Raw genomic sequence first — 24231 nt, forward strand, 5'->3', positions numbered from 1 at the left:
GCAGCGCCCCCATGTCGCGCTATGACCGAATACGCGCCGCTCGACCTGCCCGACGATCCCAAGCTGAGCCATAACATCACCCATTTCGCGCGCGCGCTACGGGCGGCGGGCCTGCCGGTTGGGCCGGGGCGGGTGCTGGATGCGATCCGGGCGGTGGCGGTGGCGGGGTTTTCCAGCCGGAGCGATTTCTTTTACACTCTGCGGGCCTGTCTTGTGACCAAGCCCGAGCATCTGGTGGTTTTCGCGCAGATTTTCCGGCTCTACTGGCGCGATCCGCGCTACATGGAACATATGATGGCAATGATGCTGCCCGCCATTCGCGGCGTGCAGGAGGACCGCAGCGCGCAGGCCGCAGAGAAGCGCGCGGCCGAGGCGCTTCTCGACGGGGTGATGCGCGATGCGCCGCAGATCGAAGAACACGACGATGACGAGGTGCAGATCGACATTGACGCAACCGCCACGATGTCGGGCGAGGAACGTCTGCGGCGTCTCGATTTCGAGCAGATGAGCACGGCAGAGGCGGCAGAGGCCAAGCGTATGTTGGCGCGGCTCACGCTGCCGGTAAAACCCTTTGCCTCGCGGCGCGGCATGGCGGCGCCGAATGGCGCGCGGATGGATGCGCGTCGGACCCTGCGCGCAGGCCTGCGGCATGGGGGCGAGTTGCGCCGGATTCATTGGCAAAAGCCACGCGAGCGTTGGCCGAACCTCGTGGTGCTTTGCGATATTTCTGGTTCCATGAGCCAATACAGCCGTATGGTTTTGCATTTTCTCCATGCCGTTGCCAATCACAAAGGGGCGGGCTGGGCAAAGGTGCATGCCTTTACCTTTGGCACGCGACTGACCAATATCACCCGGCAATTGGCGACGCGGGATGCGGATGCGGCCCTTGCCGCCGCCGGAAAACAGGCGCAGGATTGGGAGGGTGGCACGCGCATCGGTGCCTGTCTGCATGCCTTCAATCGCGATTGGTCGCGGCGGGTGATGGGGCAGGGGGCGGTTGTGCTCTTGATCACTGACGGGTTGGACCGCGATGCGCCCGAGGCCCTGAGCCACGAGATGGAGCGGCTGCACCTCAGCGCACGGCGGCTCATCTGGCTGAACCCGCTCTTGCGCTGGGAAGGCTTCGCGCCCAAGGCCCAAGGGATCAAGGCGATGTTGCCGCATGTGGACGCGTTCCGCGCGGGCCATTCCATCGCCACGCTGGAGGAACTGGCCGAAGCCATCTCGCGCCGCGATGACAGTGGCGAAAAGGCACGGCTGATGGCGGCCATGCAGGGGAGTTGAGAGAATGGATCGCTTTGACGACATCCCGGAGACGGCGCTGGCCTGGCATCAGGCAGGCAAGGGGGCGGCCTTGGCGACAGTGGTCGAGACCTGGGGCAGCGCGCCGCGCCGTGTGGGCAGCCAATTGGCGATTTCTGGGGAGGGTGAGATTGCCGGATCGGTGTCGGGCGGCTGTGTCGAGGGCGCAGTGGTGGCCGAGGCGCTTGACGCAATAGAGGCGGGTCGGTCGGTCATGCTGGAGTATGGCGTGTCGGATGGCGATGCGTTCGCCGTGGGACTGGCCTGTGGCGGCACCATTCGGGTGTTGGTGGAACCCATCGGATCGGTGATGCCCGAGGCGCTGCTGGCCGATCTGGTGCTGGCACGGGAGGCGCGGCTGCCAGTGGCCTATGTCACCGGGCCGGGTGGGCGGCGGCTGGAGCGCGAGGGCCACGTGGCGCGATTTCGCATGGATCGTTCGGGCTTTGAGGACGATGGCGAGACCTTCGTGGCCATTCACAATCCGCCCTTGCGCCTCATTATCGTGGGGGCGGTGCATATTGCGCAGGCCCTCGTCCCGATGGCGCGGATTGCGGGTTATGATCCGCTGATCATCGATCCGCGCGACAGCTTTGCCTCAGAGGCGCGGTTTCCGGGCGAGACTGTGGTGCATGACTGGCCCGACGAGGGCGTGCGTGCCTTTGGTCTGGATGCGCGCACCGCATTGGTGCTGCTGACCCATGATCCCAAGCTGGATGATCCGGCGTTGATCGAAGCGCTGCGTTCGGAGGTCTTTTACATCGGCGCCTTGGGATCGACCCGCACCCATGCCAAGCGGGTGGCGCGTTTGCAGGAGGCGGGCTTTGCCGAGGCTGACATCGCGCGGATCCATGGCCCCGTCGGGCTGAACATTGGTGCGGCGAACCCGTCCGAAATCGCGGTGAGCATCCTGGCCGAGATGACCCGCGTGCTGAGGCACGGCGCATGAGATTTGGCCCCGTGCCTTTGGAAGAGGCGGAGGGGGGCATTCTTGCGCATTCCGAGCAGGTGGCGTCGGGGCGACTGCGCAAGGGGGCCATTCTGGATTCCGCGCAGATCGCGGCGCTGCGCGCGGCGGGGTATCGCATGGTCACGGTGGCAATGCTGGATCCAGAGGATATGCACGAGAACGAGGCCGCAGCGGGGCTGGCCGCAGCCTTGGCCGAGGGGACAAGCGGTGTGATATGCGGCGCGCCCTTTACAGGCCGGGTGAACCTGATGGCCGAGCGGCCCGGCGTGGTCTGTCTCGATGTGGCGGCGATTCATGCGGCCAATGCCGTTGATCCGATGATCACGCTGGCCACCGTGGGGCCACATCATCAAATCCACGCAGGCGGTATGATCGCCACGGTCAAGATCATCGCCTATGGTGTGCCGCGCGCGGCGCTGGAGCGGGCGGCAGAGGCCGCGCGCGGCGCGGTGCGGCTGGCGGTGGCGCAGTATCGCACGGCAAGCCTGATCATCACCGATGTACCCGGCGGGCCGGGGGACAAGGGGGGCGATGCGATTGCGGCGCGTGTCACCGGGCTGGGCATGGAAATGGTGGAAACGGTGCTCTGTGCGCATGAGGAGGCGGCGCTGGCGGCGGCAATCACCGGGGCCAAGGGCGACATCGTGCTGATTCTCACCGCGTCGGCCACGTCGGACCCCTTTGACACCGCACCGCAAGCGCTGCGCGCAGCCGGCGGAATGGTGGAGCGGTTCGGGATGCCCGTGGACCCCGGCAACCTGCTCTTTCTCGGCCGTCAGGGCGCACGGCCTGTCATCGGCCTGCCCGGCTCGGCGCGCAGCCCGGTACTGCATGGGGCCGATTGGGTGCTGGCACGGGTGGCCTGTGGTCTGCCTTGTGGTGCAGCCGAGATCGCGGCAATGGGCGTGGGCGGGTTGCTCAAGGAAATTCCGACCCGGCCTCAACCGCGCCGGGGTGGCCGCGGCTGAGGCGCAAGAAACCGGGTTCTCAAGTCGTGGGAGGCATGCTTTAGTCGCACTGGACAGCGGGGCCTTTCCTACTAAGGTCTCATGAGGAGACGGACAATTCAAACCGGGAGGAGCCAATGCCTGAGGTCAAGATGACCGTGAATGGCAAGCCAGCGTCGGGCCAGATCGAGGGCCGCACGCTTCTTGTCGAATTTCTGAGAGAGACCCTTGGCCTGACGGGCACGCATGTGGGCTGCGATACCAGCCAATGTGGGGCCTGCGTGGTGCATGTCGATGGCAAGGCCGTGAAATCCTGCACCATGTTCGCGGCTGAGGCGGAGGGCGCCGAGATCAAGACGATCGAAGGCATGGCCGAGCCGGATGGCACGCTGCATCCGATTCAGCAGGCGTTCCAGGATCATCACGGGCTGCAATGCGGGTTCTGCACGCCGGGCATGGTGATGTCTGCGGCGGCGCTTCTGGCCGAGAACCCGACGCCGACAGAGGCGGAGGTGCGGGATTATCTAGAGGGCAATCTCTGCCGCTGCACGGGCTATCACAACATCGTCAAGGCGATCTTGGCCGCCAGCGGTCAGGATGTGAGCCGGATCGCGGCGGAATAACCGAAACACTGGGGGCGCCGCCCCCGCGCCTGCGGCGCTCCCCCGGAGTAGTTCTGGAACAGTGAGTGCGCTGAGGGTGATCATGGGGGCAGACCCCGTTCGATCAGGGAGGAGAACGACATGCCGAAAGACGGAGGCATTGGCGCCAGCACCAAGCGGCGCGAGGATATCCGGTTTCTGACCGGAAACGGCAATTACACCGATGACATCAATCTGCGCGGGCAGGCCTATGTGCATTTCCTGCGTTCGGATGTGGCGCATGGGCGGCTGAACAAGGTGGATACCAGCGCCGCCGAGGCCATGCCGGGGGTCTTGCGGATCTTTACCGGCAAGGATTTCGAAGGTGTGGGCGGCCTGCCCTGCGGCTGGCAGGTCACCGACCGGTTTGGCGAGGTGATGCAGGAGCCGGGACATCCGGTGCTGGCACAAGGCAAGGTGCGTCATGTGGGGGATCCGATTGCCGCCGTGGTGGCCGAGACCTATGCGCAGGCGCGCGATGCGGCCGAGGCGATCGAACTCGATATCGAGGAACTGCCAGCGGTCGTGGACATGAAGAAAGCCCTCGAAGAGGGCGCCCCCTTGGTGCATGACGAGTTGAAGAACAACCTCTGTTATGACTGGGGCTTTGTCGAAGAGAACAAGGCAGCGGTGAACGAGGCCTTTGAAAAGGCGGCGCATGTCACCACGCTCGAGTTGATCAACAACCGGCTGGTGGCCAATCCGATGGAGCCGCGCGTGGCGGTGGGCGATTTCAACCGCTCGACCGGCGACTCGACGCTCTATACAACGAGCCAAAACCCGCATGTGATCCGTCTCTTGATGGGCGCGTTCGTCTTGGGCATCCCGGAGCATAAATTGCGCGTGGTGGCCCCTGATGTGGGTGGTGGATTCGGCTCGAAAATCTTTCACTACGCGGAAGAGGCGTTTTGCACTTTTGCCGCCAAGGCGCTCAATCGTCCGGTGAAATGGACCTGTTCGCGGTCCGAGGCCTTCATGACCGATGCCCATGGGCGCGATCACGTGACCAAGATCGAGTTGGCGCTGGATGCGGAGAACAACTTTACCGCCATCCGCACAGATACCTACGCCAATATGGGGGCCTATCTCAGCACCTTTGCGCCGTCGGTGCCGACATGGCTGCATGGCACGCTGATGGCGGGGAATTACCGCACGCCGCTCATTTATGTGAACGTCAAGGCGGTGTTCACGAATACCGTGCCGGTCGATGCCTATCGTGGGGCAGGCCGCCCCGAGGCCACGTTCCAGCTGGAGCGGGTGATCGACAAGGCGGCGCGGGAACTGGGCGTTGATCCCATCGCGCTGCGGCGCCAGAATTTCATCACCCAGTTCCCCTATGCCACGCCCGTGGCGGTGGAATATGACACTGGCAACTATCACGCCACCATGGACAAGCTCGAAGAGATCGCGGATTTCAGCGGATTTGAGGCGCGGCGCAAGGCGAGTGCGGCCAAGGGCAAGCTGCGCGGTCTGGGTATCAATTGCTACATCGAGGCTTGCGGCATCGCGCCGTCGAACCTTGTGGGGCAATTGGGGGCGCGCGCGGGTCTCTATGAGAGTGCCACGGTACGTGTCAATGCCACGGGCGGTCTAGTGGTCATGACCGGCAGTCACAGCCACGGGCAGGGGCATGAGACCTCTTTCGCACAAGTGGTGGCCGAGATGATCGGAATTGACGCCAATATGGTCGAGATCGTGCATGGCGACACTGCCAATACGCCGATGGGCATGGGCACCTATGGCAGCCGCTCGATTGCCGTGGGCGGGTCGGCCATGGTGCGGGCTACTGAGAAGATCATCAACAAGGCCAAGAAGATCGCAGCGCATCTGATGGAGGCCTCTGAAGCCGATATCGAGTTGAAAGATGGCAAGTTCAGCGTGGCAGGTACGGATAAATCCGTGGCCTGGGGCGATGTGACCCTCGCCGCCTATGTGCCGCACAACTATCCGCTGGCGGATATCGAGCCTGGGTTGGAAGAGACGGCGTTTTACGATCCGTCGAATTTCACCTATCCGTCTGGCGCCTACGCCTGTGAGGTCGAGGTGGATCCGGACACGGGCAAGGTGACGATCGAGCGGTTCGCCGCCGCCGATGATTTCGGCAATATCATCAATCCGATGATCGTGTCGGGGCAGGTGCATGGTGGTATCGGGCAAGGCATTGGCCAGGCGCTGCTCGAATCCTGCGTCTATGACGAGAACGGGCAGCTTCAGACCGGCTCTTACATGGATTATGCCATGCCCCGCGCCGACGATGTGCCGTTTTATCAGGTGGATCATTCCTGTCAGACGCCCTGCACGCACAACCCCTTGGGCGTCAAGGGCTGTGGCGAGGCAGGGGCCATCGGCAGCCCGCCTGCGGTGGTCAATGCGGTGATTGATGCGCTGCAATGGTCCGGGCGGAACATCACCCATATTGATATGCCACTGTCGCCGTCGCGCGTCTGGCAAGCGATGCAAGGGTAAGGAGAGCGATCATGTATGCATTCGATATCGAACGTCCCGCTACCATCGCTGATGCCATAGCGGCTCTGGGCACGGAAGAGGCGCAGGCGCTGGGCGGGGGGCAGACCCTGATCCCGACGCTGAAGCAACGTCTGGCCGCACCTGCCAAGCTGGTGTGCCTGTCGGCCATCAAGGAGATGCAGGGGATTTGCACCGCTGATGACGGCGCGCTCTGCATTGGTGGGGGAACCACCCACGCCGAAGTTGCGGCGGGGGCTGGCGTCTATCCGGCGCTCGCATCGCTCGCGGCACATATCGGCGATCCGGCGGTGCGCAACCGGGGCACCATCGGTGGCAGTCTGGCCAATAATGACCCCTCCGCCTGTTACCCGGCGGCGGTTCTGGGATCAGGGGCGACGGTGATCACCTCAAACCGCAGCATCGCGGCGGATGACTATTTTCAGGGCATGTTCACGACTGCGCTGGAAGATGGCGAGATCATCACCGAAGTGCGGTTTCCCGTGCCGGAGAAGGCCAGCTATCAGAAGTTCGAGCAACCCGCCTCGCGCTTTGCCCTCGTGGGTGTGTTCGTTGCCAAATACGCGGACGGCGTGCGTGTGGCGGTGACAGGAGCCTCGGAAGAGGGCGTGTTCCGCTGGACCGAGGCCGAGGCGGCGCTTTCGGACAACTTTGCGCCCGAGGCGCTGGATGGGCTGAGCCTGTCGGGGGACGGCATGATCTCGGACCTGCACGGATCAGGGGCCTACCGCGCGCATCTTGTGGGCGTGATGACGCGTCGGGCAGTTGCGGCAGCAAGCTGAGCGCTGTTAGAGTGAGGTGAGGTTTGAAATGGCGGGTCTCAGGACCCGCCATTTTCATAAGGAACAGGGGAAGAGATGCAAGAGATCGACAATCCGTGGCGCGGCACCGGCTTGCCCGAGGCGGTGCTGACGGGGGCGCCATGGCCGAGTGTGGACGCGAACGCGGTGCTCGGGTTGTTGGGGCGGTGCCCGGCGGCGGCTGAAACGCCGCTGGTGCCTGTGGCAGGATTCGCGGCAAAGGTCTGGGCCAAGGATGAGCGCGGGCGCATGGGGCTGGGCAGTTTCAAGGCGTTGGGCGCGGCTTATGTGATCGCGCATGAGGCGGCAGAGACTGGGGCCGCGGATATGTCCTGCGCGCTGGCGGGGCGCACCTATGTGACGGCGAGTGCTGGCAATCACGGCATGTCGGTCGCGGCCGGGGCGCGCCTCTTTGGGGCGCGGGCGGTGATCTATCTGGCCGAGACGGTGCCAGAGAGTTTTGCCGCGCGACTGCGCGCCAAGGGGGCCGAGGTGGTGCGCGAGGGCGCGGATTACGAGGCCAGTATGGTCGCTGCGGGGCGTGCGGCGCTGGATCAGGGCTGGACGCTGTTATCCGATAGCTCGTGGCCGGGGTATTTCGATCTGCCACATAGGTTGATGGAGGGCTATCTCGCGATGGCCGAGGAAGCCGCGCGCCAGATGCCGGAGGTGCCCACCCATATCCTCTTGCAGGCGGGTGTTGGGGGGCTCGCCGGGGCCTGTGCGGCATGGTTCCGGCAGATCTGGGGCGCGACGCCCCGGATCATCGTGGTGGAGCCTGACCGCGCGCCCGCCCTTTTCGAGAGCATCCGTGCGGGGCGACCTGTTGAGACAGCCGGGCCGGTGTCGAACATGGGACGGCTTGATTGCAAGGTGCCGTCGCTGATTGCACTCAAGGGGTTGGCGCGGGATGCCGATGCATTCGTGACAATCACGGATCAAGAGGCCGAGGCGGTGTTGGAGGGATTGGCCGCACAAGGGCTGGCCACGACGCCGTCCGGCGCGGCGGGGGTGGCGGCGCTGGCGGGGTTGGCGCTTGGGGCCGATGCAAGGGTGCTGTGTATCCTGAGTGAAGGGCCCGAAGCATGAGGCGCGGGTTCGCGCCGGATGAGTTTCAGGCGCGGCTGCGCAAGGCACAATCCGGCATGGCCGAGGTGGGGCTTGGTGCGCTCTTGCTGACGACAGAGCCGGAAATCCGCTATTTCACCGGCTTTCTGACCCGGTTCTGGGAAAGCCCGAGCCGCCCGTGGTTTCTGATCCTGCCTGCGATGGGCGATCCGGTGGCGGTGATCCCTGCGATTGGCGCGCCCTTGATGGGGCGAACCTGGGTAAGGGACATTCGCACTTGGGCAGCCCCCGATCCCGAGGATGATGGCGTCTCGCTCTTGGCCGACACGCTGCGCGAGATTGGCGGTCCTGTGGGTATGCCTTCTGGCCCCGAAAGCCACTTGCGCATGCCTTTGGCGGAATTCGAGCGGGTGAAGCGGGCGAGTGCCCTCGCGTTTCGCGATGATGCCGGGATCGTGGCGGGGCTGCGTGCCGTCAAATCCGAGGCTGAGATCGTCAAGATCGCGCATATCTGTGGGATTGCCGGGCGCGCCTTTGACCGTGTGGGCGAGATTGCGCAGCCGGGCGTGCCGCTCAGCACGGTCTTTCGCAATTTTCAGCGGCTTTTGCTGGAGGAAGGGGCGGATTGGGTGCCCTATATCGCTGGGGGTGCCGGGCCAATGGGCTATGCCGATGTGATCTCGCCTGCGGGAGAGGCGCCATTGGCAGCGGGCGATGTTCTGATGCTCGATACCGGCGCGGTCTGGGATGGGTATTTCTGCGATTATGACCGGAATTTCGCGATTGGTCATGCCACGGCAGAGCAGAGCGCTGCCCATGCGCGGCTGATCGAGGCGGCGGAGGCTGGGGAAGAGGCCGCGCGCGTGGGGGCCACAGCCTCTGACGTCTGGCGGGCGATGGCGCGGATCACGGGCAGCGATGAAACCTCAGGGCGTTTGGGGCATGGGCTGGGCATGCAACTGACAGAAGGTCTGTCGTTGACACACAAGGATCATAGCGTGCTCAAGCCCGGCATGGTGATCACGCTTGAGCCTGGCCTAGAGCTCGCGCCGGGCATGATCATGGTGCATGAGGAGAACATCGTGATCCGCGAGGGTAGGACACAACGCCTGTCCCGTTTCGCGGCATCGACCCTGCCGGTGATCTGAGCGGTCTGCCTCAAATTGCGGCGGAACGAAAAAAAAGGCCGAGCACTAAGCTCGGCCGAAGTCCAACAGGGAGGTATGAAGGTGACCGCCTTGCGGCTATCACCGTCACGATTGGCAAATAAGGGCGCAGTTCTGACCAATCAAGATTAAAATTGCCGCAGGTGCATCATGCCCGCTATGCGGTTTGCGCATGGCTGGGGCATGATCTGCGCGAAACCTCAGCTAACCGCCTGTTCCTTAAGCGTTTTGCGATAGGATATGATTTCGTCCTGCACAAAGTCGCGAAAGGCGGCAATCCGCTTGGAGTGGCGCAACTCCTCAGGATAGGCGAGAAAAACCGGCACTTCGACCGATTGCACTTCGGGGAGGACGCGGACAAGCTGTGGAAAATCGCGGGTCAGGTAATCGGGCAGCACACCGATCCCGAGATTATTGAGCACGCCCTGAAGCACGCCAAAGTAGTTGTTGACGGTCAAAAGTGTGGAGATGTCATTGGTCATCAACTCATTCACCAGCATCGCGCCTGCGCCCACCTGTGCCGAGCGCGGGTTCTGACAGATCAGGCGGTGCGCGCTCATGTCATCAAGCGAGGTGGGCTCGCCTCGCGCATCGAGATAGGCTTGGGTGGCATAGAGGCACATATGCACACTCATCAGGCGCTTGCGGATCAGATCGGCCTGCGAGGGTTCCTTCATGCGAATGGCGACATCGGCCTCGCGCATGGGCAGGTCGAGCACGCGTTCTTCGAGCATGAGGTCGATTTTGAGGTCGGGATACTTTTCGTAGAGTTTGGGAAGGCGTGGGGCAAGCCAGAGCGTGCCAAATCCAGTGGTGGTGGTGACGCGCAGATCGCCGAACACCTCTTCTTCGCTATCGCGAATGCGGGCGGTGGCGGCGTCGAGACGTTTCATCATCGCGCGGGTGGCGTCGAACAGCAATTCCCCCTGTTCGGTGAGAATCAGCCCGCGTGCGTGGCGGTGGAAAAGCGTGGCATTGAGTGATTCCTCAAGCGCGCGCACCTGCCGACTGACCGCGGATTGCGAGAGGTGCAGTTGCTCTCCGGCATGGGTGAGACTGCCCGCATCCGCGACGGCATGAAAGATTCTGAGCTTGTCCCAATCCATAACTTTCGCTTTCTTATGAAGCCGGCACCGATAACGTAATAGCAGATAATCATCCATCTCTTATAGGACAGCTGCGACATTTTCACAAAATTCTCCTTGGTAGGTCATAAATTATGACCTAATATCGCCCTATATTGAGGCATGGCCCTCAACCAAGGGAGGCACGCTATGACCACGCAAAAGGTAACGCTGAACGACCGTTTCGATCTTGAGAAATCTCCTGTCCTGCTCAATGGCACGCAGGCATTGGTGCGGCTGATGCTGATGCAGGCGGCGCGGGATCGGGCGGCGGGGATGAACACTGCCGGGTATGTAACGGGCTATCGCGGTTCACCTCTTGGAGCAGTGGATCAGCAGATGCGGCGCGCGGAAAAGGTGCTGCGCGCGGCGCAGGTGCGATTCGAAGAGGGGTTGAACGAGGATCTGGCGGCGACCGCCCTCTGGGGATCGCAGCAGGCAGAATTGCGCGGCGAAGGTAAATATGACGGTGTTTTCGGTCTCTGGTACGGCAAGGGGCCTGGGGTTGACCGCTCGGGCGATGTGATGCGCCATGCCAATATGGCGGGCACGTCCAAACATGGTGGCGTGCTGATGGCGATGGGCGACGACCACACCGGCGAATCCTCGACCGTGCTGCATCAGAGCGAATGGGCGCTCGTGGATGCCTATATGCCGGTTGTCAGCCCGGCGGGCGTGCAGGAAATTCTCGATTACGGTATTTACGGCTACGCGCTCAGCCGGTTTTCCGGGCTCTGGGTCGGGCTCAAGACGATGAAGGACACGGTTGAGGCGACCTCGGTCGTGGATGGCCACCCGGACCGCGTGCAGCTTGTGACGCCCGATTTCCCGATGCCCGAGGGCGGATTGAACATTCGCCTGATCGACACGCCGCATGCGCAAGAGGCGCGGATGATCGACTACAAGCGCTTCGCCGCCGAGGCATTTTCCCGCGCCAATGGCATGGACAAGCGGATCCTGGGCAAGCCGGGGGCCAAGATCGGCTTTGTCGCGGCGGGCAAGAACTGGCTTGATCTGGTGCATGCGCTCGACCTTCTGGGGGTCGATGCCGCAGAGGCGGAGCGGTTGGGGATCACCACCTACAAGGTGGGGCAGGTCTTTCCGCTCGACATGCAGGGGTTTCACGACTGGGCCGAAGGGCTCGACCTGATCGTGGTGGTCGAGGAAAAGCGCAAGCTGATCGAGGTGCAGATCAAAGAGGCGATTTTCGACGACCGGCGCGGGCGGCGCGTTTATGGCTGGTACAAGGGCGGCGCTGGCGGCATGCACCGCGAGGAGCTGTTTCCGACGCGCGGCGCGCTCGATCCGATCTGGATCGCGGAAAAGCTGGGGGCTATCCTCATCGAAGAGGGGCGCGGCACCGACCGGATCAAGGCGGGGCTCGACGCGCTGAGCGAGGCGCGGCGCAACGACAACGCCACCGAGATTGCCAGCCGTCTGCCCTATTTCTGCTCGGGTTGCCCGCACAACACCTCAACCCGCCTGCCTGAGGGCGCGCGGGCCTATGCCGGGATCGGTTGTCACTACATGGTGCAGTGGATGGACCGCGAAACGACCGGCTTTACCCATATGGGCGGCGAAGGGGCGAACTGGATCGGCGAAGCACCGTTTTCGACGCGCAAGCATGTGTTCCAGAACCTTGGCGACGGCACCTATAACCATTCAGGCGTGCAGGCCATTCGCGCGGCCTTGGCCTCGGGCACGACGATCACCTATAAAATTCTCTACAACGATGCCGTGGCCATGACCGGGGGACAGCCAAACGAAGGCGGGTTAAACGCGCCGCGCATTGCCGCCGAACTGCGGGCGATGGGGGTGCAGAATTTGGCGGTCGTCTATGACGAGAAAGAGGATGTGGACCTTAAGTCCTTTCCGCAAGGTGTTGAATTCTCGGAACGATCCGAGTTGATGTCGGTGCAGGAGCGGCTGGCCGAGGTCGAAGGTGTGAGTGTGATCCTCTATATCCAGACCTGCGCGGCAGAAAAACGCCGCCGCCGCAAGCGGGGTAAATTCCCCGATCCGGATCGCCGCGTGTTCATCAATACGGACGTCTGCGAGGGCTGCGGCGATTGCGGGGTGCAATCCAATTGCGTCTCGATCGTGCCCGTGGAAACCGAACTGGGCCGCAAACGGGCGATTGATCAATCCAGCTGCAACAAGGATTTCTCTTGTCTCAAAGGGTTTTGCCCGTCCTTTGTCACGCTGGAAGGCGCGAAGGTCCGCAAGGACAGCACTGCCGATTTGACGCTGCCGGAGATGCCCGCGCCTGCGCTTCTGGCGATTGACGGCACCTACAATGTGGTCATCACCGGCGTGGGCGGCACCGGGGTTGTCACCATCGGCGCGGTGATGGCGCAGGCGGCGCAGATTGATGGCAAGGGGGCTGGCATGATGGAGATGGCCGGTCTCGCACAAAAGGGCGGTGCGGTGCATATCCATTGCCGTCTGGCTGAGAATCCCGAGGACATCAGTGCAATTCGCGTGGCAACGGGCGAATGTGACGCGCTCATCGGTGGCGATCTGGTGGTCAGCGCCGGGGCCAAGACGCTAGGCCTCACACGTCAGGGGCGCACCGGGGCGGTGGTCAACAGCCACGAGATCATCACAGGCGATTTCACCCGCAACACCGAATTCACCCTGCCTGCCGACCGGCTGCGTCTGGCGCTCGAGGCGCGGTTGCGCGACGGGGTGCAGATGTTCGATGCCTCTGATCTGGCCAAGACCGTGATGGGCGATTCGATCTATTCCAACATGATGATCTTTGGCGCGGCGTGGCAGCGGGGGCTGATCCCGCTCAGCCATGAGGCGATCGCAAACGCCATTCGCCTCAACGGGGCGGCGGTGGATGCCAATCTGAGGGCGTTCGAGGTAGGCCGTTGGGCGGCGCTCTATCCGGAGGAGGTCGAGAACCTGTTGACGCCCAAGGTGATCGCCAAGCCGAAAACTTTGGCCGAGCGCATCGCCTATCGTGAGGCGCATCTGACCGCCTATCAGGGCAAGCGGCTGGCCAAGCGTTATGGCCGTATGCTCGACAAGATTACCGACGAGGGCGTCAAGGACGCGGTGGCGCAGGGGTATCACAAGCTCTTGGCCTACAAGGACGAATACGAGGTTGCCCGTCTGCATCTGGAAACGGCAGAGAAGGCGCGGGCCGAGTTTGACGGCGATTTCACGCTGAAATTCCATCTCGCGCCGCCGATGCTGTCAAAAACGGGCAGCGACGGGCGCCCCAAGAAACGGGAATTCGGTGCCGGCATCCTGCGGAGCTTCGGTCTCCTGGCGCGGCTCAAGGTGCTGCGCGGCACGCCGCTCGATCCTTTTGGCCGCACCGCCGAACGGAAAATGGAGCGGGCGCTGATCAAGGAGTATGAGCGGGACATGACCGAAGTTCTGCCGATGCTCAATGCCCGCACCCGCGACGCGATCATCGCACTGGCGCTCTTGCCTCTGTCGATCCGGGGGTTTGGCCCGGTGAAGGAGGCCAACGCCGCCAAAGCTGCGACCCGGCGCTCAGAACTGCTTGCAGTGATCCAGTCGGGTGGGGCGGAAATGGCACAGGCGGCGGAATAGGCGTCACGAAACTGTCACGTGATCTGGTCACATCTGTCGCATAATTTTAACGAGACGCGACTCAGCCGAGGATCGCCCATGCGCACAGATCGCCAGATCGCCCGTGACATTTCCTATTCCTACTCTGCCCAGACCAAGGGCGGGCGCGCGATGATCCGCACGATGGAAAACCTCACGGGGAGGATTTCGCTGATCAAGCGCGCGGCGGGCTATGAGACCGAGGTGTCACGTGGCCGTGATTTCTGGGAAGTGATTGTCGAGCGCTATGGCCTCACGCTGGACGTGGTGGGCGGTAGCCTGTCGAATATCCCGAAAGAGGGTCCTTTGGTTCTGATTGCCAATCACCCTTACGGCATTCTTGACGGGTTGATGATGGGCCATATCCTGAGCCAGACGCGCGGCGATTTCCGCATTCTGGCGCATCAGATTTTCCGCAAGGCCGAGGATCTCAACAAGGTCATTCTGCCGATCAGTTTTGATGAAACCAAGGAAGCCGTCGCACTCAATCTCGCCACGCGCAAGACAGCACTTGATTATCTGGGGCAGGGCGGTGCGATCGGTATTTTTCCGGGCGGCACGGTCAGCACGGCGGCCAAACCCTTTTCGCGCCCGATGGACCCCGGTTGGCGCGGCTTTACTGCCAAGATGATCGCCAAATCGCAGGCGTCCGTGGTGCCGGTTTATTTCGATGGGCATACGAGCCGCCTGTTTCAGCTGGCCAGCCATCTGCATGTGACGCTGCGTATGGGCCTCTTGATCAAGGAATTCCGCAAGCGCGTGGATACGCCCGTGCGCGTCGTCGTGGGCGACCCCATTCCGCGCAGCACGCTGGCACAATATGCGGGTGATACGAAATCCCTCATGGCGTTCCTGCGCGCCAAGACCTATGAATTGTCCCCAAGCCCGATTGTCGCCTCTGAAATCGGGTTCGAATTCGAGTAACGGCACTGGACGTGGGACATGGCGGTAGGGATTTTCGACAGCGGGCTGGGCGGTCTGACGGTGTGGGATGCGGTGAGCAAACGCTTGCCGGACGTTCCCTTTGTCTATCTCGGCGATAACGCCCACGCGCCCTACGGCGTGCGCGATGCCGATGACATTTATGACCTGACCACCAGGTCGGTGGATCGCCTCTTTTCAGCGGGCTGTGATCTCGTGATCCTCGCTTGCAACACCGCGTCGGCAGCGGCGCTGCGGCGGATGCAGGAATCCTGGGTGCCGCGTGACAAGCGCGTGTTGGGCGTTTTCGTGCCGTTGATCGAGGCCCTGACAGAGCGGCAATGGGGCGACAATTCCCCGCCCCGCGAGGTGGCGGTCAAGAATGTGGCGCTCTTTGCCACGCCGGCGACCGTGCGCAGCCGCGCATTTCAGCGCGAATTGGCATTTCGCGCGATTGGCGTTGATGTCGAGGCGCAGGCCTGTGGCGGCGTGGTCGATGCCATCGAGGATGGCGACATGATCCTGGCCGAGGCGCTGGTGCGCAGCCATGTCGATGCGCTCAAGCGCAAGATGCCGCATCCCGAAGCGGCAGTTCTGGGCTGCACCCATTATCCGCTGGTGCAAGAGGTGTTTCAGGACGCGCTTGGCCCCGATGTGGCGGTCTACTCGCAGCCCAATCTTGTGGCCTCGAGCCTTGCGGATTACCTCGGACGCCACCCGGACAAGATCGGGTCGGGCACCGAGGCTGCGTTTTTGACCACCGGTGATCCCAAGCGGGTTTCCTCGCGCGCCACACAGTTCTTGCGACGAGAGATAACGTTTGTGGCGGCTTGACGCGCAGGCCTTGGGCATCGCGCCGCATTGCGGCGGTGCCGGAATTCTAATATCCTTAATCCATCTGAAAGTGAGGTCGCGATGACCCATAAAATCGCCATCCTGGGCGCCTCGGGCTATACCGGGGCCGAGCTTGTCCGGCTTATTGCCACCCATCCCGGCATGCAGATCAGCGCGCTTGCGGCCAATTCCAAGGCGGGGCAGAGCATGGGCCAGGTATTTCCGCATTTGCGGCATCTCGATTTGCCCGATCTTGTCACCATCGAAGAGATTGATTTCTCTGGCATCGACCTCTGTTTCTGCGCGCTGCCGCACAAGACCAGCCAAGAGGTGATCGCGGCCTTGCCGCGGGATTTGAAGATCGTGGACCTGTCCGCGGATTTCCGACTGCGCGATCCAGAGGCCTATCGGAAATGGTATGGCAATCCCCATGCCGCGCCGGAGGTGCAGAAAGAGGCGGTCTATGGCCTCACCGAATTTTACCGCGAGGGTATTCGGGCGGCGCGGTTGGTGGCGGGAACCGGCTGTAATGCGGCCACGGGGCAGTATATCCTGCGCCCGCTGATTGCGGCCGGGGTCATTGATCTGGATGAAATCATCCTCGATCTCAAATGCGGCGTGTCCGGGGCGGGGCGCAGTCTCAAGGAGAACTTGCTCCATGCAGAGTTGAGCGAGGGCTATCATGCCTATTCGGTCGGCGGCACGCATCGGCACTTGGGCGAATTCGATCAGGAGTTTTCCGCGCTTGCCGGCCGGCCGGTCGAAATCCAGTTCACCCCGCACCTCATCCCCGCCAATCGCGGGATTCTCGCCACCGGCTATGTCCGGGGCGAGGCGGCGGAAATCCATGCGACGCTGGCGGCGGCCTATGCCAACGAGCCCTTTATCGTGGTTCTGCCGATGGGCGAGACCCCCAGCACGCGCCATATTCGCGGCAGCAATTTCTGCCACATCGGCGTGGTGGCGGACCGGCGTGCCGGCCGCACAATCGTTGTGGCGGCTCTTGATAACCTGACAAAAGGTAGCAGCGGCCAAGCGTTGCAAAACGCCAACCTGATGTTATCTGAGCCTGAGACGACGGGGTTGATGCTGGCCCCCGTGTTTCCGTAAAAGGGACTACACCGATGAAATCGCTCAAGAAAAAGCGCCGCGTTCAGATCATTGCGATTGCCGCCGTGGCCTTGGTCATGGCGACCGGTCTCATTGGCTACGGAATGCGCGACGGGATCAACTTCTTTCGCTCGCCGACGCAAGTTCTGGCCGAGCCGCCCAGCCCCTCGGAGGTCTTCCGTATCGGCGGGTTGGTGGAAGAAGGCAGTCTCAAGCGCGGCGAGAGTGAAACCATCCGGTTCAATGTGACCGATGGTAACGGTGTGGTGGCTGTGACCTATAAGGGTGTGCTGCCTGATCTCTTTGAAGAAAATCAGGGTATGGTCGGCACCGGCAGCTATCGTGACGGGATATTTGTCGCTACCGAAATCCTCGCCAAACATGATGAGACCTATATGCCCAAGGAAGTGGTGGACGCGCTCAAGGCGCAAGGCGTCTACAAGGAACCGGACGGTAGCTAAGGCCACCGTTAACCCATCGGCCTCAACCTCTTGCCAGAAATTGGCAACAGGTGGGGCTGATGAGAGACATAGCAGAGCTTGCAAGTGAGATTATCGCCCGTGAGGGCGGTTATGTGGATGACCCCGACGACCCCGGCGGGGCCACCAATTTTGGCGTGACGATCCATACGATGCGCCGTTTGGGCATGGATTTGACGCGCGATGGGGTTGTCGATGCGCTGGATGTGCGGGCGCTCACGCGCGGTCAGGCGGTCACGCTGTTTCTCGGCCATTACTACGAGCGTCCCGGTATTGCGCGCCTGCCGGAACGCCTGCAACCGAGTGTGTTCGACATGTATGTCAACGCGGGGACCAACGCGGTCAAGATCTTGCAACGGCTGCTGCGCGAGATGGGGCAGGGAATCGAAGTGGATGGTCTCATTGGCCCGCAGACCGTCGCCGCGGCAGAGGCGGCGGCCAAGGCCGCGCCGGATCATATTGCAGATGCCTATGGAATCGCGCGGCGCAATTATTACCTGAGCCTCGCCGACGCTCGCCCCTCCAGCAGAAAATTCGCACGCAGCCGCGCAGGCGGTAAGGGCGGCTGGATCAAACGTGCGGAAGAGTTCATCTCGCCGCGCTTTCATCTCTCAGAGGCAGAATTCAAAGCGAGGATCAGCGCATGGTGATGGACATTCTACGGGCGCTTTTCGGCAGCGGTGCCAATGTGGTGCGCGAAACCGCCGAGGTTTTCCGCGTCAATGCCGAGGCCGCCGACCAGCGCAGTGTCGAGACGCAGCGCGCGGCGCTGGAACAGATGGCGGGCGAGTTTCGCCTGGAGAATCGGGGCCTGTTCGACCGGATCATTGACGGGTTGAACCGCATTCCGCGCCCGGCGATGGCACTTGGCACGATCGGTCTTTTCGTGGCGGCCATGGTTGATCCCTTGTGGTTTGGCGAACGCATGGCGGGACTGGCACTTGTGCCCGAACCGCTCTGGTGGCTGTTGGGGGCGATCGTCAGTTTCTATTTCGGCGCGCGCTATCAGGCCAAGGGGCAACAGTTCCAACGCGCGATTGCCAGCACCATTGCCCGCGCCCCGCAGGTGGCACAGAGCATCCAGAGCTTGCGCAGCTTGCGTCCCACCAGCCCCGGAGTGGCCGATAGCAGCAATGATGCGCAGGTCGCGCTGAGCGCGCTAACCCCAACGGACAATCCCGCGTTGGCAGAGTGGCGGCGGCGTGGTTGAGCCCCGCGACAATGTGAACCGCACGCCGTGACGATTGCGATTGGCCGGGGCGTGGTCCTGTCCTATATTCAGGGCATGATTACAGAACTCGGTCACTTCGCCCTCATCCTCGCCTTTCTGGTGGCCTGCGTTCAGGCCACTATTCCCCTTATAGGTGCCTATAAACGCTGGCCGGGTTGGATGGCGCTTGCCGAACCGGCGGCCACGATCCAATTTTTGTTGACGGCTGTGGCCTTTGCCGCGCTGACATGGGCCTTTGTCACGTCAGATTTCTCGTTGCGTCTGGTGGTGCTCAACAGCCACACGGACAAGCCGATGCTCTACAAGGTCACGGGCGTCTGGGGCAATCACGAAGGCTCGATGCTCCTGTGGGTGCTCATTGTCACGCTCTTTGGTGCGGCGGTGGCGTGGTTCGGCTCCAATCTGCCGCCGTCACTGCGCGCGCGTGTTTTGAGCGTGCAGGCCATGGTAGGGGTGGCGTTCTTTGCCTTTATTCTGCTTACCTCCAACCCGTTCTTGCGCATGGCGGTGCCGCCCTTCAACGGGCAGGATCTGAACCCGCTCTTGCAGGACCCCGGTTTGGCGTTTCATCCGCCGTTCCTCTATCTCGGCTATGTCGGTCTTTCGATGACCTTCTCCTTTGCCGTGGCCGCTCTGATAGAAGGGCGCGTCGATGCTGCTTGGGGGCGGTGGGTGCGGCCCTATACGTTGGCGGCGTGGATTTTCCTGACCATCGGTATCGGTCTTGGCTCTTGGTGGGCCTATTACGAATTGGGTTGGGGTGGCTTCTGGTTCTGGGATCCGGTGGAAAATGCCTCGTTCATGCCATGGCTGATTGCCGCCGCCCTCTTGCATTCCGCGATTGTCGTGGAAAAGCGCGAGAGCCTGAAAAGCTGGACCATCCTCTTGGCGATTATCGCCTTCGGCTTTTCCATGGTGGGCGCGTTCATCACCCGCTCCGGTGTGCTGACGAGCGTGCATGCCTTTGCTACGGACCCTGAGCGCGGTGTGTTCCTGCTCGCCATCCTCGCGGTGTTCATGGCAGGGGCGCTCACGCTCTTTGCCGCACGCGCAGGCGTGATGCAGGCCAAGGGCGTGTTCAGCCTTGTCAGCCGCGAATCCGTTCTGGTGCTCAATAATCTCTTGCTGGCGGTGGCCTGTTTCGTGGTCTTCATCGGCACGATCTGGCCGCTCATCGCCGAAATGCTGTTTGATCGCAAGCTTTCGGTGGGCGAGCCGTTTTTCAACGCGGCCTTCACGCCGTTCATGGTGGCGCTTGGCCTTATCCTGCCGGTGGGGGCGATGTTGCCATGGAAGCGCGCCACTTTGGGCCGGATTATCCGGCAATTGGCACCTGTCTTTGCGCTCGCCGTTGCGATTGGCGCTCTGGCTTGGGCGATGCAGACCGGCCGCTCGGCGCTTGGGCCTGTGGGGCTCTTTCTGGCGGCATGGTTGATCGGCGGCGCTGCTGTCGATCTTTGGTCGCGCACCGGGCGTGGCGCCGGGCGGTTTGCCCGCCTGACACGGTTGCCGCGTGCCGATTGGGGCAAGGCGGTGGCACATGGCGGTCTGGGTGTAACCATGGCCGGCATTGCGGCGATGATGGCCTGGCAACAAGAGGATATTCGCATCCTCAAGATCGGTGAGCAGTTCGACATCGCAGGCTACACCCTGCGCCTCGACGAGGTTCACGACGAGCAAGGACCAAATTATTTTGCAACGATGTCGACCTTCACGCTGTCCAAGGACGGGCGCGAGATTTCGATCATGACACCAGAAAAGCGCGAATATCCCGTGGCGCAGATGCCCACGACAGAGGCCGCGCTCGATAATGGCTTCCTGCGTGATATCTATGTTGTGATCGGCGATCCGCAGATCGGCGGAGGCTGGGCGGTGCGCAGCTATTACAAACCGCTGGCGAATTGGATCTGGGGTGGCTCTATCCTGATGGCGCTTGGCGGGGTTCTGTCACTCAGCGATAGGCGTTACCGCGTGGCCGCCGGGGCGCGCAAGGTGCCGCACGGGGTGCCTGCGGAATGAAGCGTCTGATCCTTGCGCTCTGCGTGATCGCTGCACCGGTGTTTGCGGTGCAGCCAGATGAGATCCTGGATGATCCTGCGCTTGAGGCGCGGGCGCGGGATATTTCCTCGGGCTTGCGCTGTTTGGTCTGCCGGAATGAGAGCATTGACGATTCCAACGCGGAATTGGCCCGCGATCTGCGGCTTTTGGTGCGCGAGCGTCTGGTGGCAGGGGATACCAACGATGAGGCGGTCGATTTCATCGTGGCGCGCTATGGTGAATATGTCCTGCTCAAGCCGCGTTCGGGCGGCGCCAATATGCTCTTGTGGTGGGCGGGGCCGCTCATGCTGGGGGCTGGCCTTTTGATCGGCGCAGTTTACCTGCGCGGTCGGGCACGCACGCCCGAGACCGAAGTTGCCCGGTTGAGCGAGGCCGAGGAAAACCGTCTGCGCGAAATCCTCAAGGACTGACGCGCGGTTTCGCTTGGCGCGGGGGGTGGTCTGGGGTTTGATGCCGAAAACCAGACCGAAAGGCCCGAATCCGTGAAAGACTATCAAACCATCACGCTAGACATCAGCGACGGTGTTGCGCTCCTCAGCCTTAACCGCGCCGACAAGATGAACGCGCTCAACACCCAAATGCGGGCCGAAATCACCGATGCGATGATCCATGCGGGGCGCGTGGCGCGGGTCGTGGTTCTGACGGGTAAGGGCAAGGCGTTCTGCTCGGGGCAGGATCTGAGCGATGGGGGCAATGCCACGACGCTCGATCTCGAACGGGTGCTGCGCGAGGAATATGTGCCGATGTTGCAGGCCATCACCGATTGCCCGGTGCCCACCGTCAGCGCCGTCAATGGGCCTGCGGCGGGGGCAGGGGCCAATCTGGCGCTGTCTGCGGATGTGGTGATTGCGACGGAAAGCGCCTATTTCCTCCAGGCCTTTGCTCGAATTGGCCTCATTCCCGATGCGGGCGGCACCTATGCGCTGCCGCGTCAGATGGGCATGGCCAAGGCGATGGGGGCGGCACTCTTTGCTGAACCGATTTCCGCCCGGCAGGCCAGCGATTGGGGCATGATCTGGGAGGCGGTGGCCGATGATGCGTTCGATGCCCATTGGCGGGCGCGGGCGGCAAAACTGGCTACGGGGCCCACGCAAACCTATGGGGCGATCAAACAGGCGATCCGTGGCACATGGGACAATACGCTTGAGGCGCAATTGGATCTAGAGGCCAAATTGCAGGGCGCTTGCGGACAAAGCCGCGATTTCAAGGAGGGCGTGGTGGCCTTTCTGGAAAAACGCCCCCCGAGTTTCGAGGGGCGCTGAGCAATTACGCGGCGGCTGGTGCGCGCGCGATAAGCGCGACATCGGCAGCGGTCAGCGTTGTGCCTGCGCCCAGCACTCGGGCCACCGCGATCCCATCCGCAAGCACGGTGACATCCCCGGTGGCGCTGGTCGCGAGGGTGATAACCGGCGGTGGTGCATCTGCAGTGGCGGCTGTGTAGACATAAGCGATCTGATCATCGGCCCGGTCGAAATCGGTGATCGTGGCTACATCAGCACCGCTTCCCCATTCACCTAGCCAGAACTGATCTTCGCCCACGCCGCCCGTGGCCGTATCGTCCCCGCCGATGATAAGCACGTCGTTTTCACTGCCACCGAACAGACTGTCGTCGCCGCTTGTCTCTTCTGCAGGGCTACGCGCAATGTCATCGAGCAGGGCACGCGGTGCGGCAGGGTCGAGACCCTGCGCCGCGATGTCTGCGGCACTGCCTGATCCAATCTCGATATCAACCCCAACAATCAGGTCATTGCCCGAACTGCCGAACAGTACATCGCGCAAAGCACCTCCGATCACGACGTCATCTCCGGCCTCGCCCCAAACGCTGTCCGAGCCGGTGCCCCCGTCGAGAACGTCATTGCCGCCGCCCCCGAAAACCTGATCATCGCCGCCACGCGCGCCGACCACGTCATCGCCGTCCAATGCGCTGATTTCATCGCCGATCGAGCGCCCGGTGATCAGATCGTTGGCGCCGCTGCCTGTGATTTCATTGAGCGCGGTCGCACGTTCTACCAGCACGATTTCGGCGACTGTCAGGGTGCTGCCCGCACCCGCGACCTCGGCGACGGCCACGCCGTCTGCAAGAATGATCGCGTCTCCGGCCGCGTTGGTGGATAGGGTGATCACAGGGGGCGTTTGCCCAGCAGCTAGGGGGCTGTGGTAATAGACGATCTGGTCCGCAGCAGGGTCATAATCCGTGATCGTGGCCGTGTTCACACCGCCGACCCATTCCCCAAGCCAGAAGCTGTCATCCCCGGGTCCGCCGGTCGCGGTATCGTCGCCGCCAATCACCAGCACATCGTTGCCGCTGCCGCCCAAGAGGGTGTCATCGCCGCTAAGCTCGTCAGCCGGGGTTCTTGCCAGACCTTCAAGGATCGCTGCAGGTGTTGCGGGATCGAGGTTAAGCGCCGCGATGTCTGTGGCGCTGCCGGACCCAAGCGGAATGTCGAGCCCGAGGACAAGGTCATCACCGGCATTGCCCTGGAGGGAATCGCCACCAGCACCGCCGATGACCACGTCATTGCCAACACCGCCCCAGACGACATCCGCAGCATTTCCACCAGAAACGATATCATTTCCGTCCCCGGCGAATACCATGTCACGCCCACCGTTGGCCGCAATCACATCGTCGCCTTCTTGGCCAGAGATCTCATCGCCAACTTCCCGTCCGTCGATGAGATCGGCCTCGCTTGTGCCCGTTATGATGTTAAGCCCGGTATCGGATGTGTCATCGCCTGCTCTCTCGACGAGGGTCACTGCCGAAGCGGTCAAGGTCGAGCCTGCACCGGTGACTATCGCAACCACCTCGCCATCGACACTCAGCAAGGCGTTGCCGTCGTCATCCGGTGTCACACTGACTTGGGGCGCTGTTCCTGTGTTCACATAGCTGTATTCCAGAAAATCAGCGGCAGGGTCATAGTCGGTGATTGTGGCCACGCTTCCAGCTTCGATCCAGTCACCGATGATGAAGCTGTCTTCTGCTGCGCCGCCGGTGCCAACATCGCCGCCACCGAGAAAGAGCGCATCCTCTCCGTCGCCGCCAAGCAGGGTATCGGAGCCGTGTCGATCCTCGCCTTCGTCAGGAAACGAGGCATCACCGATCAGACCGCGTTGCAGTAAATCGTCCAATTCGCCGGTGGTCTGGCTGTTCAGGCCGCGGTCGATCCCGACAAGCACATCATCGCCAACGCCGCCTTCAAGAACGTCGTTCCCGGTGCCTCCAATCAGAACATCATCCCCGCCGTCGCCCTCGAGCGTATCAGCGCCACTGCCGCCAAGAATGAGGTCAGTTCCGGCGCCACCTTGAACGAGGTCATTTCCCCCGGCCGCCGACACGATATCGTCACCACCACGTGCCAAGATATCGTCCGCGCCTGACGTTCCATCAACGGAGTCATCACCGGCTGTCCCGGTAATGCTATCATCATCGTTGTCGTCATCCAATTCGTCGATAACGAATGCCGTCAGACCTACACTGGCCAAGAGACCGAGTAAAAGCAAACCACCCATA

20 protein-coding genes are annotated in these 24231 nt (G+C 62.4%); 18 read left to right on the forward strand and 2 right to left on the reverse strand.

Annotated features, from left to right (window positions below; genetic code table 11):
- The first annotated feature begins 21 nt into the window (after nucleotides 1-21).
- From AACZ65_RS04950 to AACZ65_RS04985, 8 genes are all read left to right on the forward strand, one after another.
- Entirely contained in the window at nucleotides 22-1284 is a 1263-nt protein-coding gene (locus AACZ65_RS04950) for a VWA domain-containing protein (RefSeq protein ID WP_339668523.1), read from the forward strand.
- A 4-nt stretch (nucleotides 1285-1288) separates the two neighbouring features.
- Nucleotides 1289-2251 (forward strand): XdhC family protein, encoded by a 963-nt coding sequence (locus AACZ65_RS04955; RefSeq protein ID WP_339668526.1) that lies wholly within the window; start codon nucleotides 1289-1291, stop codon nucleotides 2249-2251.
- The gene (locus AACZ65_RS04960; protein WP_339668528.1) at nucleotides 2248-3240 is read left to right on the forward strand and encodes a molybdopterin-binding protein; all 993 of its coding nucleotides are present in this window, start codon (nucleotides 2248-2250) and stop codon (nucleotides 3238-3240) included. Before AACZ65_RS04955 ends, AACZ65_RS04960 begins: the two co-directional genes overlap by 4 nt.
- Nucleotides 3241-3356: 116 nt before the next feature.
- The gene (locus AACZ65_RS04965; protein WP_037271115.1) at nucleotides 3357-3842 is read left to right on the forward strand and encodes a (2Fe-2S)-binding protein; all 486 of its coding nucleotides are present in this window, start codon (nucleotides 3357-3359) and stop codon (nucleotides 3840-3842) included.
- Nucleotides 3843-3962: 120 nt separating this feature from the next.
- Nucleotides 3963-6326, forward strand: a complete 2364-nt coding sequence (locus tag AACZ65_RS04970; protein WP_339668531.1) for a xanthine dehydrogenase family protein molybdopterin-binding subunit — start codon at nucleotides 3963-3965, stop codon at nucleotides 6324-6326.
- An 11-nt stretch (nucleotides 6327-6337) separates the two neighbouring features.
- Nucleotides 6338-7126 carry a xanthine dehydrogenase family protein subunit M gene (locus AACZ65_RS04975; RefSeq protein WP_339668533.1) on the forward strand — a complete coding sequence of 263 codons (789 nt, stop codon included), beginning with the start codon at nucleotides 6338-6340 and terminating at the stop codon, nucleotides 7124-7126.
- Between the two features lie 75 nt (nucleotides 7127-7201).
- Nucleotides 7202-8233: a pyridoxal-phosphate dependent enzyme gene (locus tag AACZ65_RS04980; protein ID WP_339668535.1), complete on the forward strand. Its 1032-nt coding sequence runs from the start codon at nucleotides 7202-7204 to the stop codon at nucleotides 8231-8233.
- Complete coding sequence (locus AACZ65_RS04985; RefSeq protein WP_339668537.1) at nucleotides 8230-9360, forward strand: Xaa-Pro peptidase family protein; 1131 nt, start codon at nucleotides 8230-8232, stop codon at nucleotides 9358-9360. The genes AACZ65_RS04980 and AACZ65_RS04985 overlap by 4 nt, the downstream gene beginning before the upstream one ends.
- A gap of 218 nt (nucleotides 9361-9578) precedes the next feature.
- Here the strand turns inward: AACZ65_RS04985 and AACZ65_RS04990 are convergent, their stop codons facing one another.
- Entirely contained in the window at nucleotides 9579-10484 is a 906-nt protein-coding gene (locus AACZ65_RS04990; RefSeq protein WP_037271122.1) for a LysR family transcriptional regulator, read from the reverse strand.
- Nucleotides 10485-10652: 168 nt separating this feature from the next.
- Here AACZ65_RS04990 and AACZ65_RS04995 point away from each other — a divergent pair, with 168 nt between their 5' ends.
- The 10 genes from AACZ65_RS04995 (at nucleotide 10653) to AACZ65_RS05040 (ending at nucleotide 21985) form a co-directional block, all read left to right on the forward strand.
- The gene (locus AACZ65_RS04995) at nucleotides 10653-14072 is read left to right on the forward strand and encodes an indolepyruvate ferredoxin oxidoreductase family protein (RefSeq protein WP_339668541.1); all 3420 of its coding nucleotides are present in this window, start codon (nucleotides 10653-10655) and stop codon (nucleotides 14070-14072) included.
- Nucleotides 14073-14150: 78 nt separating this feature from the next.
- The gene (locus AACZ65_RS05000; RefSeq protein ID WP_037271126.1) at nucleotides 14151-15014 is read left to right on the forward strand and encodes a lysophospholipid acyltransferase family protein; all 864 of its coding nucleotides are present in this window, start codon (nucleotides 14151-14153) and stop codon (nucleotides 15012-15014) included.
- A gap of 18 nt (nucleotides 15015-15032) precedes the next feature.
- A complete protein-coding gene (locus AACZ65_RS05005) occupies nucleotides 15033-15845 on the forward strand; it encodes an aspartate/glutamate racemase family protein (protein ID WP_339668543.1) in 813 nt (270 codons plus the stop codon).
- An 81-nt stretch (nucleotides 15846-15926) separates the two neighbouring features.
- Nucleotides 15927-16955 carry an N-acetyl-gamma-glutamyl-phosphate reductase gene (gene argC / locus AACZ65_RS05010; protein WP_339668545.1) on the forward strand — a complete coding sequence of 343 codons (1029 nt, stop codon included), beginning with the start codon at nucleotides 15927-15929 and terminating at the stop codon, nucleotides 16953-16955.
- Nucleotides 16956-16969: 14 nt separating this feature from the next.
- A complete protein-coding gene (gene ccmE, locus AACZ65_RS05015; RefSeq protein ID WP_037271133.1) occupies nucleotides 16970-17416 on the forward strand; it encodes a cytochrome c maturation protein CcmE in 447 nt (148 codons plus the stop codon).
- A gap of 59 nt (nucleotides 17417-17475) precedes the next feature.
- Nucleotides 17476-18084: a holin-associated N-acetylmuramidase gene (locus AACZ65_RS05020; protein ID WP_339668548.1), complete on the forward strand. Its 609-nt coding sequence runs from the start codon at nucleotides 17476-17478 to the stop codon at nucleotides 18082-18084.
- The gene (locus AACZ65_RS05025) at nucleotides 18078-18644 is read left to right on the forward strand and encodes a holin family protein (RefSeq protein ID WP_339668550.1); all 567 of its coding nucleotides are present in this window, start codon (nucleotides 18078-18080) and stop codon (nucleotides 18642-18644) included. Before AACZ65_RS05020 ends, AACZ65_RS05025 begins: the two co-directional genes overlap by 7 nt.
- 75 nt (nucleotides 18645-18719) lie before the next feature.
- Complete coding sequence (locus AACZ65_RS05030; RefSeq protein WP_037271141.1) at nucleotides 18720-20684, forward strand: heme lyase CcmF/NrfE family subunit; 1965 nt, start codon at nucleotides 18720-18722, stop codon at nucleotides 20682-20684.
- Nucleotides 20681-21133 carry a cytochrome c-type biogenesis protein gene (locus tag AACZ65_RS05035; protein ID WP_339668553.1) on the forward strand — a complete coding sequence of 151 codons (453 nt, stop codon included), beginning with the start codon at nucleotides 20681-20683 and terminating at the stop codon, nucleotides 21131-21133. Before AACZ65_RS05030 ends, AACZ65_RS05035 begins: the two co-directional genes overlap by 4 nt.
- A 72-nt stretch (nucleotides 21134-21205) precedes the next feature.
- Nucleotides 21206-21985 carry an enoyl-CoA hydratase-related protein gene (locus AACZ65_RS05040; RefSeq protein ID WP_339668554.1) on the forward strand — a complete coding sequence of 260 codons (780 nt, stop codon included), beginning with the start codon at nucleotides 21206-21208 and terminating at the stop codon, nucleotides 21983-21985.
- Between the two features lie 4 nt (nucleotides 21986-21989).
- Here the strand turns inward: AACZ65_RS05040 and AACZ65_RS05045 are convergent, their stop codons facing one another.
- Nucleotides 21990-24230 (reverse strand): calcium-binding protein, encoded by a 2241-nt coding sequence (locus AACZ65_RS05045; RefSeq protein WP_339668556.1) that lies wholly within the window; start codon nucleotides 24228-24230, stop codon nucleotides 21990-21992.
- Nucleotide 24231 lies beyond the last annotated feature (1 nt).

The sequence above is a fragment of the uncultured Roseovarius sp. genome (genome assembly GCF_963972555.1).
Lineage (GTDB): Bacteria > Pseudomonadota > Alphaproteobacteria > Rhodobacterales > Rhodobacteraceae > Roseovarius > Roseovarius mucosus.

What these genes read in the sequence shown, in the direction of transcription:
- AACZ65_RS04960 (WP_339668528.1), top strand. Translation starts at nt 2,248, where the DNA reads ATGAGATTTGGCCCCGTGCCTTTGGAAGAGGCGGAGGGGGGCATTCTT.
- argC (WP_339668545.1), top strand. Translation starts at nt 15,927, where the DNA reads ATGACCCATAAAATCGCCATCCTGGGCGCCTCGGGCTATACCGGGGCC.
- AACZ65_RS05045 (WP_339668556.1), bottom strand. Translation starts at nt 24,230, where the DNA reads ATGGGTGGTTTGCTTTTACTCGGTCTCTTGGCCAGTGTAGGTCTGACG.
- AACZ65_RS04985 (WP_339668537.1), top strand. Translation starts at nt 8,230, where the DNA reads ATGAGGCGCGGGTTCGCGCCGGATGAGTTTCAGGCGCGGCTGCGCAAG.
- AACZ65_RS04995 (WP_339668541.1), top strand. Translation starts at nt 10,653, where the DNA reads ATGACCACGCAAAAGGTAACGCTGAACGACCGTTTCGATCTTGAGAAA.
- AACZ65_RS04990 (WP_037271122.1), bottom strand. Translation starts at nt 10,484, where the DNA reads ATGGATTGGGACAAGCTCAGAATCTTTCATGCCGTCGCGGATGCGGGC.
- AACZ65_RS04965 (WP_037271115.1), top strand. Translation starts at nt 3,357, where the DNA reads ATGCCTGAGGTCAAGATGACCGTGAATGGCAAGCCAGCGTCGGGCCAG.
- AACZ65_RS04950 (WP_339668523.1), top strand. Translation starts at nt 22, where the DNA reads ATGACCGAATACGCGCCGCTCGACCTGCCCGACGATCCCAAGCTGAGC.
- ccmE (WP_037271133.1), top strand. Translation starts at nt 16,970, where the DNA reads ATGAAATCGCTCAAGAAAAAGCGCCGCGTTCAGATCATTGCGATTGCC.
- AACZ65_RS05030 (WP_037271141.1), top strand. Translation starts at nt 18,720, where the DNA reads ATGATTACAGAACTCGGTCACTTCGCCCTCATCCTCGCCTTTCTGGTG.
- AACZ65_RS04970 (WP_339668531.1), top strand. Translation starts at nt 3,963, where the DNA reads ATGCCGAAAGACGGAGGCATTGGCGCCAGCACCAAGCGGCGCGAGGAT.
- AACZ65_RS05025 (WP_339668550.1), top strand. Translation starts at nt 18,078, where the DNA reads ATGGTGATGGACATTCTACGGGCGCTTTTCGGCAGCGGTGCCAATGTG.
- AACZ65_RS05000 (WP_037271126.1), top strand. Translation starts at nt 14,151, where the DNA reads ATGCGCACAGATCGCCAGATCGCCCGTGACATTTCCTATTCCTACTCT.
- AACZ65_RS05035 (WP_339668553.1), top strand. Translation starts at nt 20,681, where the DNA reads ATGAAGCGTCTGATCCTTGCGCTCTGCGTGATCGCTGCACCGGTGTTT.
- AACZ65_RS04975 (WP_339668533.1), top strand. Translation starts at nt 6,338, where the DNA reads ATGTATGCATTCGATATCGAACGTCCCGCTACCATCGCTGATGCCATA.
- AACZ65_RS04955 (WP_339668526.1), top strand. Translation starts at nt 1,289, where the DNA reads ATGGATCGCTTTGACGACATCCCGGAGACGGCGCTGGCCTGGCATCAG.
- AACZ65_RS04980 (WP_339668535.1), top strand. Translation starts at nt 7,202, where the DNA reads ATGCAAGAGATCGACAATCCGTGGCGCGGCACCGGCTTGCCCGAGGCG.
- AACZ65_RS05020 (WP_339668548.1), top strand. Translation starts at nt 17,476, where the DNA reads ATGAGAGACATAGCAGAGCTTGCAAGTGAGATTATCGCCCGTGAGGGC.
- AACZ65_RS05005 (WP_339668543.1), top strand. Translation starts at nt 15,033, where the DNA reads ATGGCGGTAGGGATTTTCGACAGCGGGCTGGGCGGTCTGACGGTGTGG.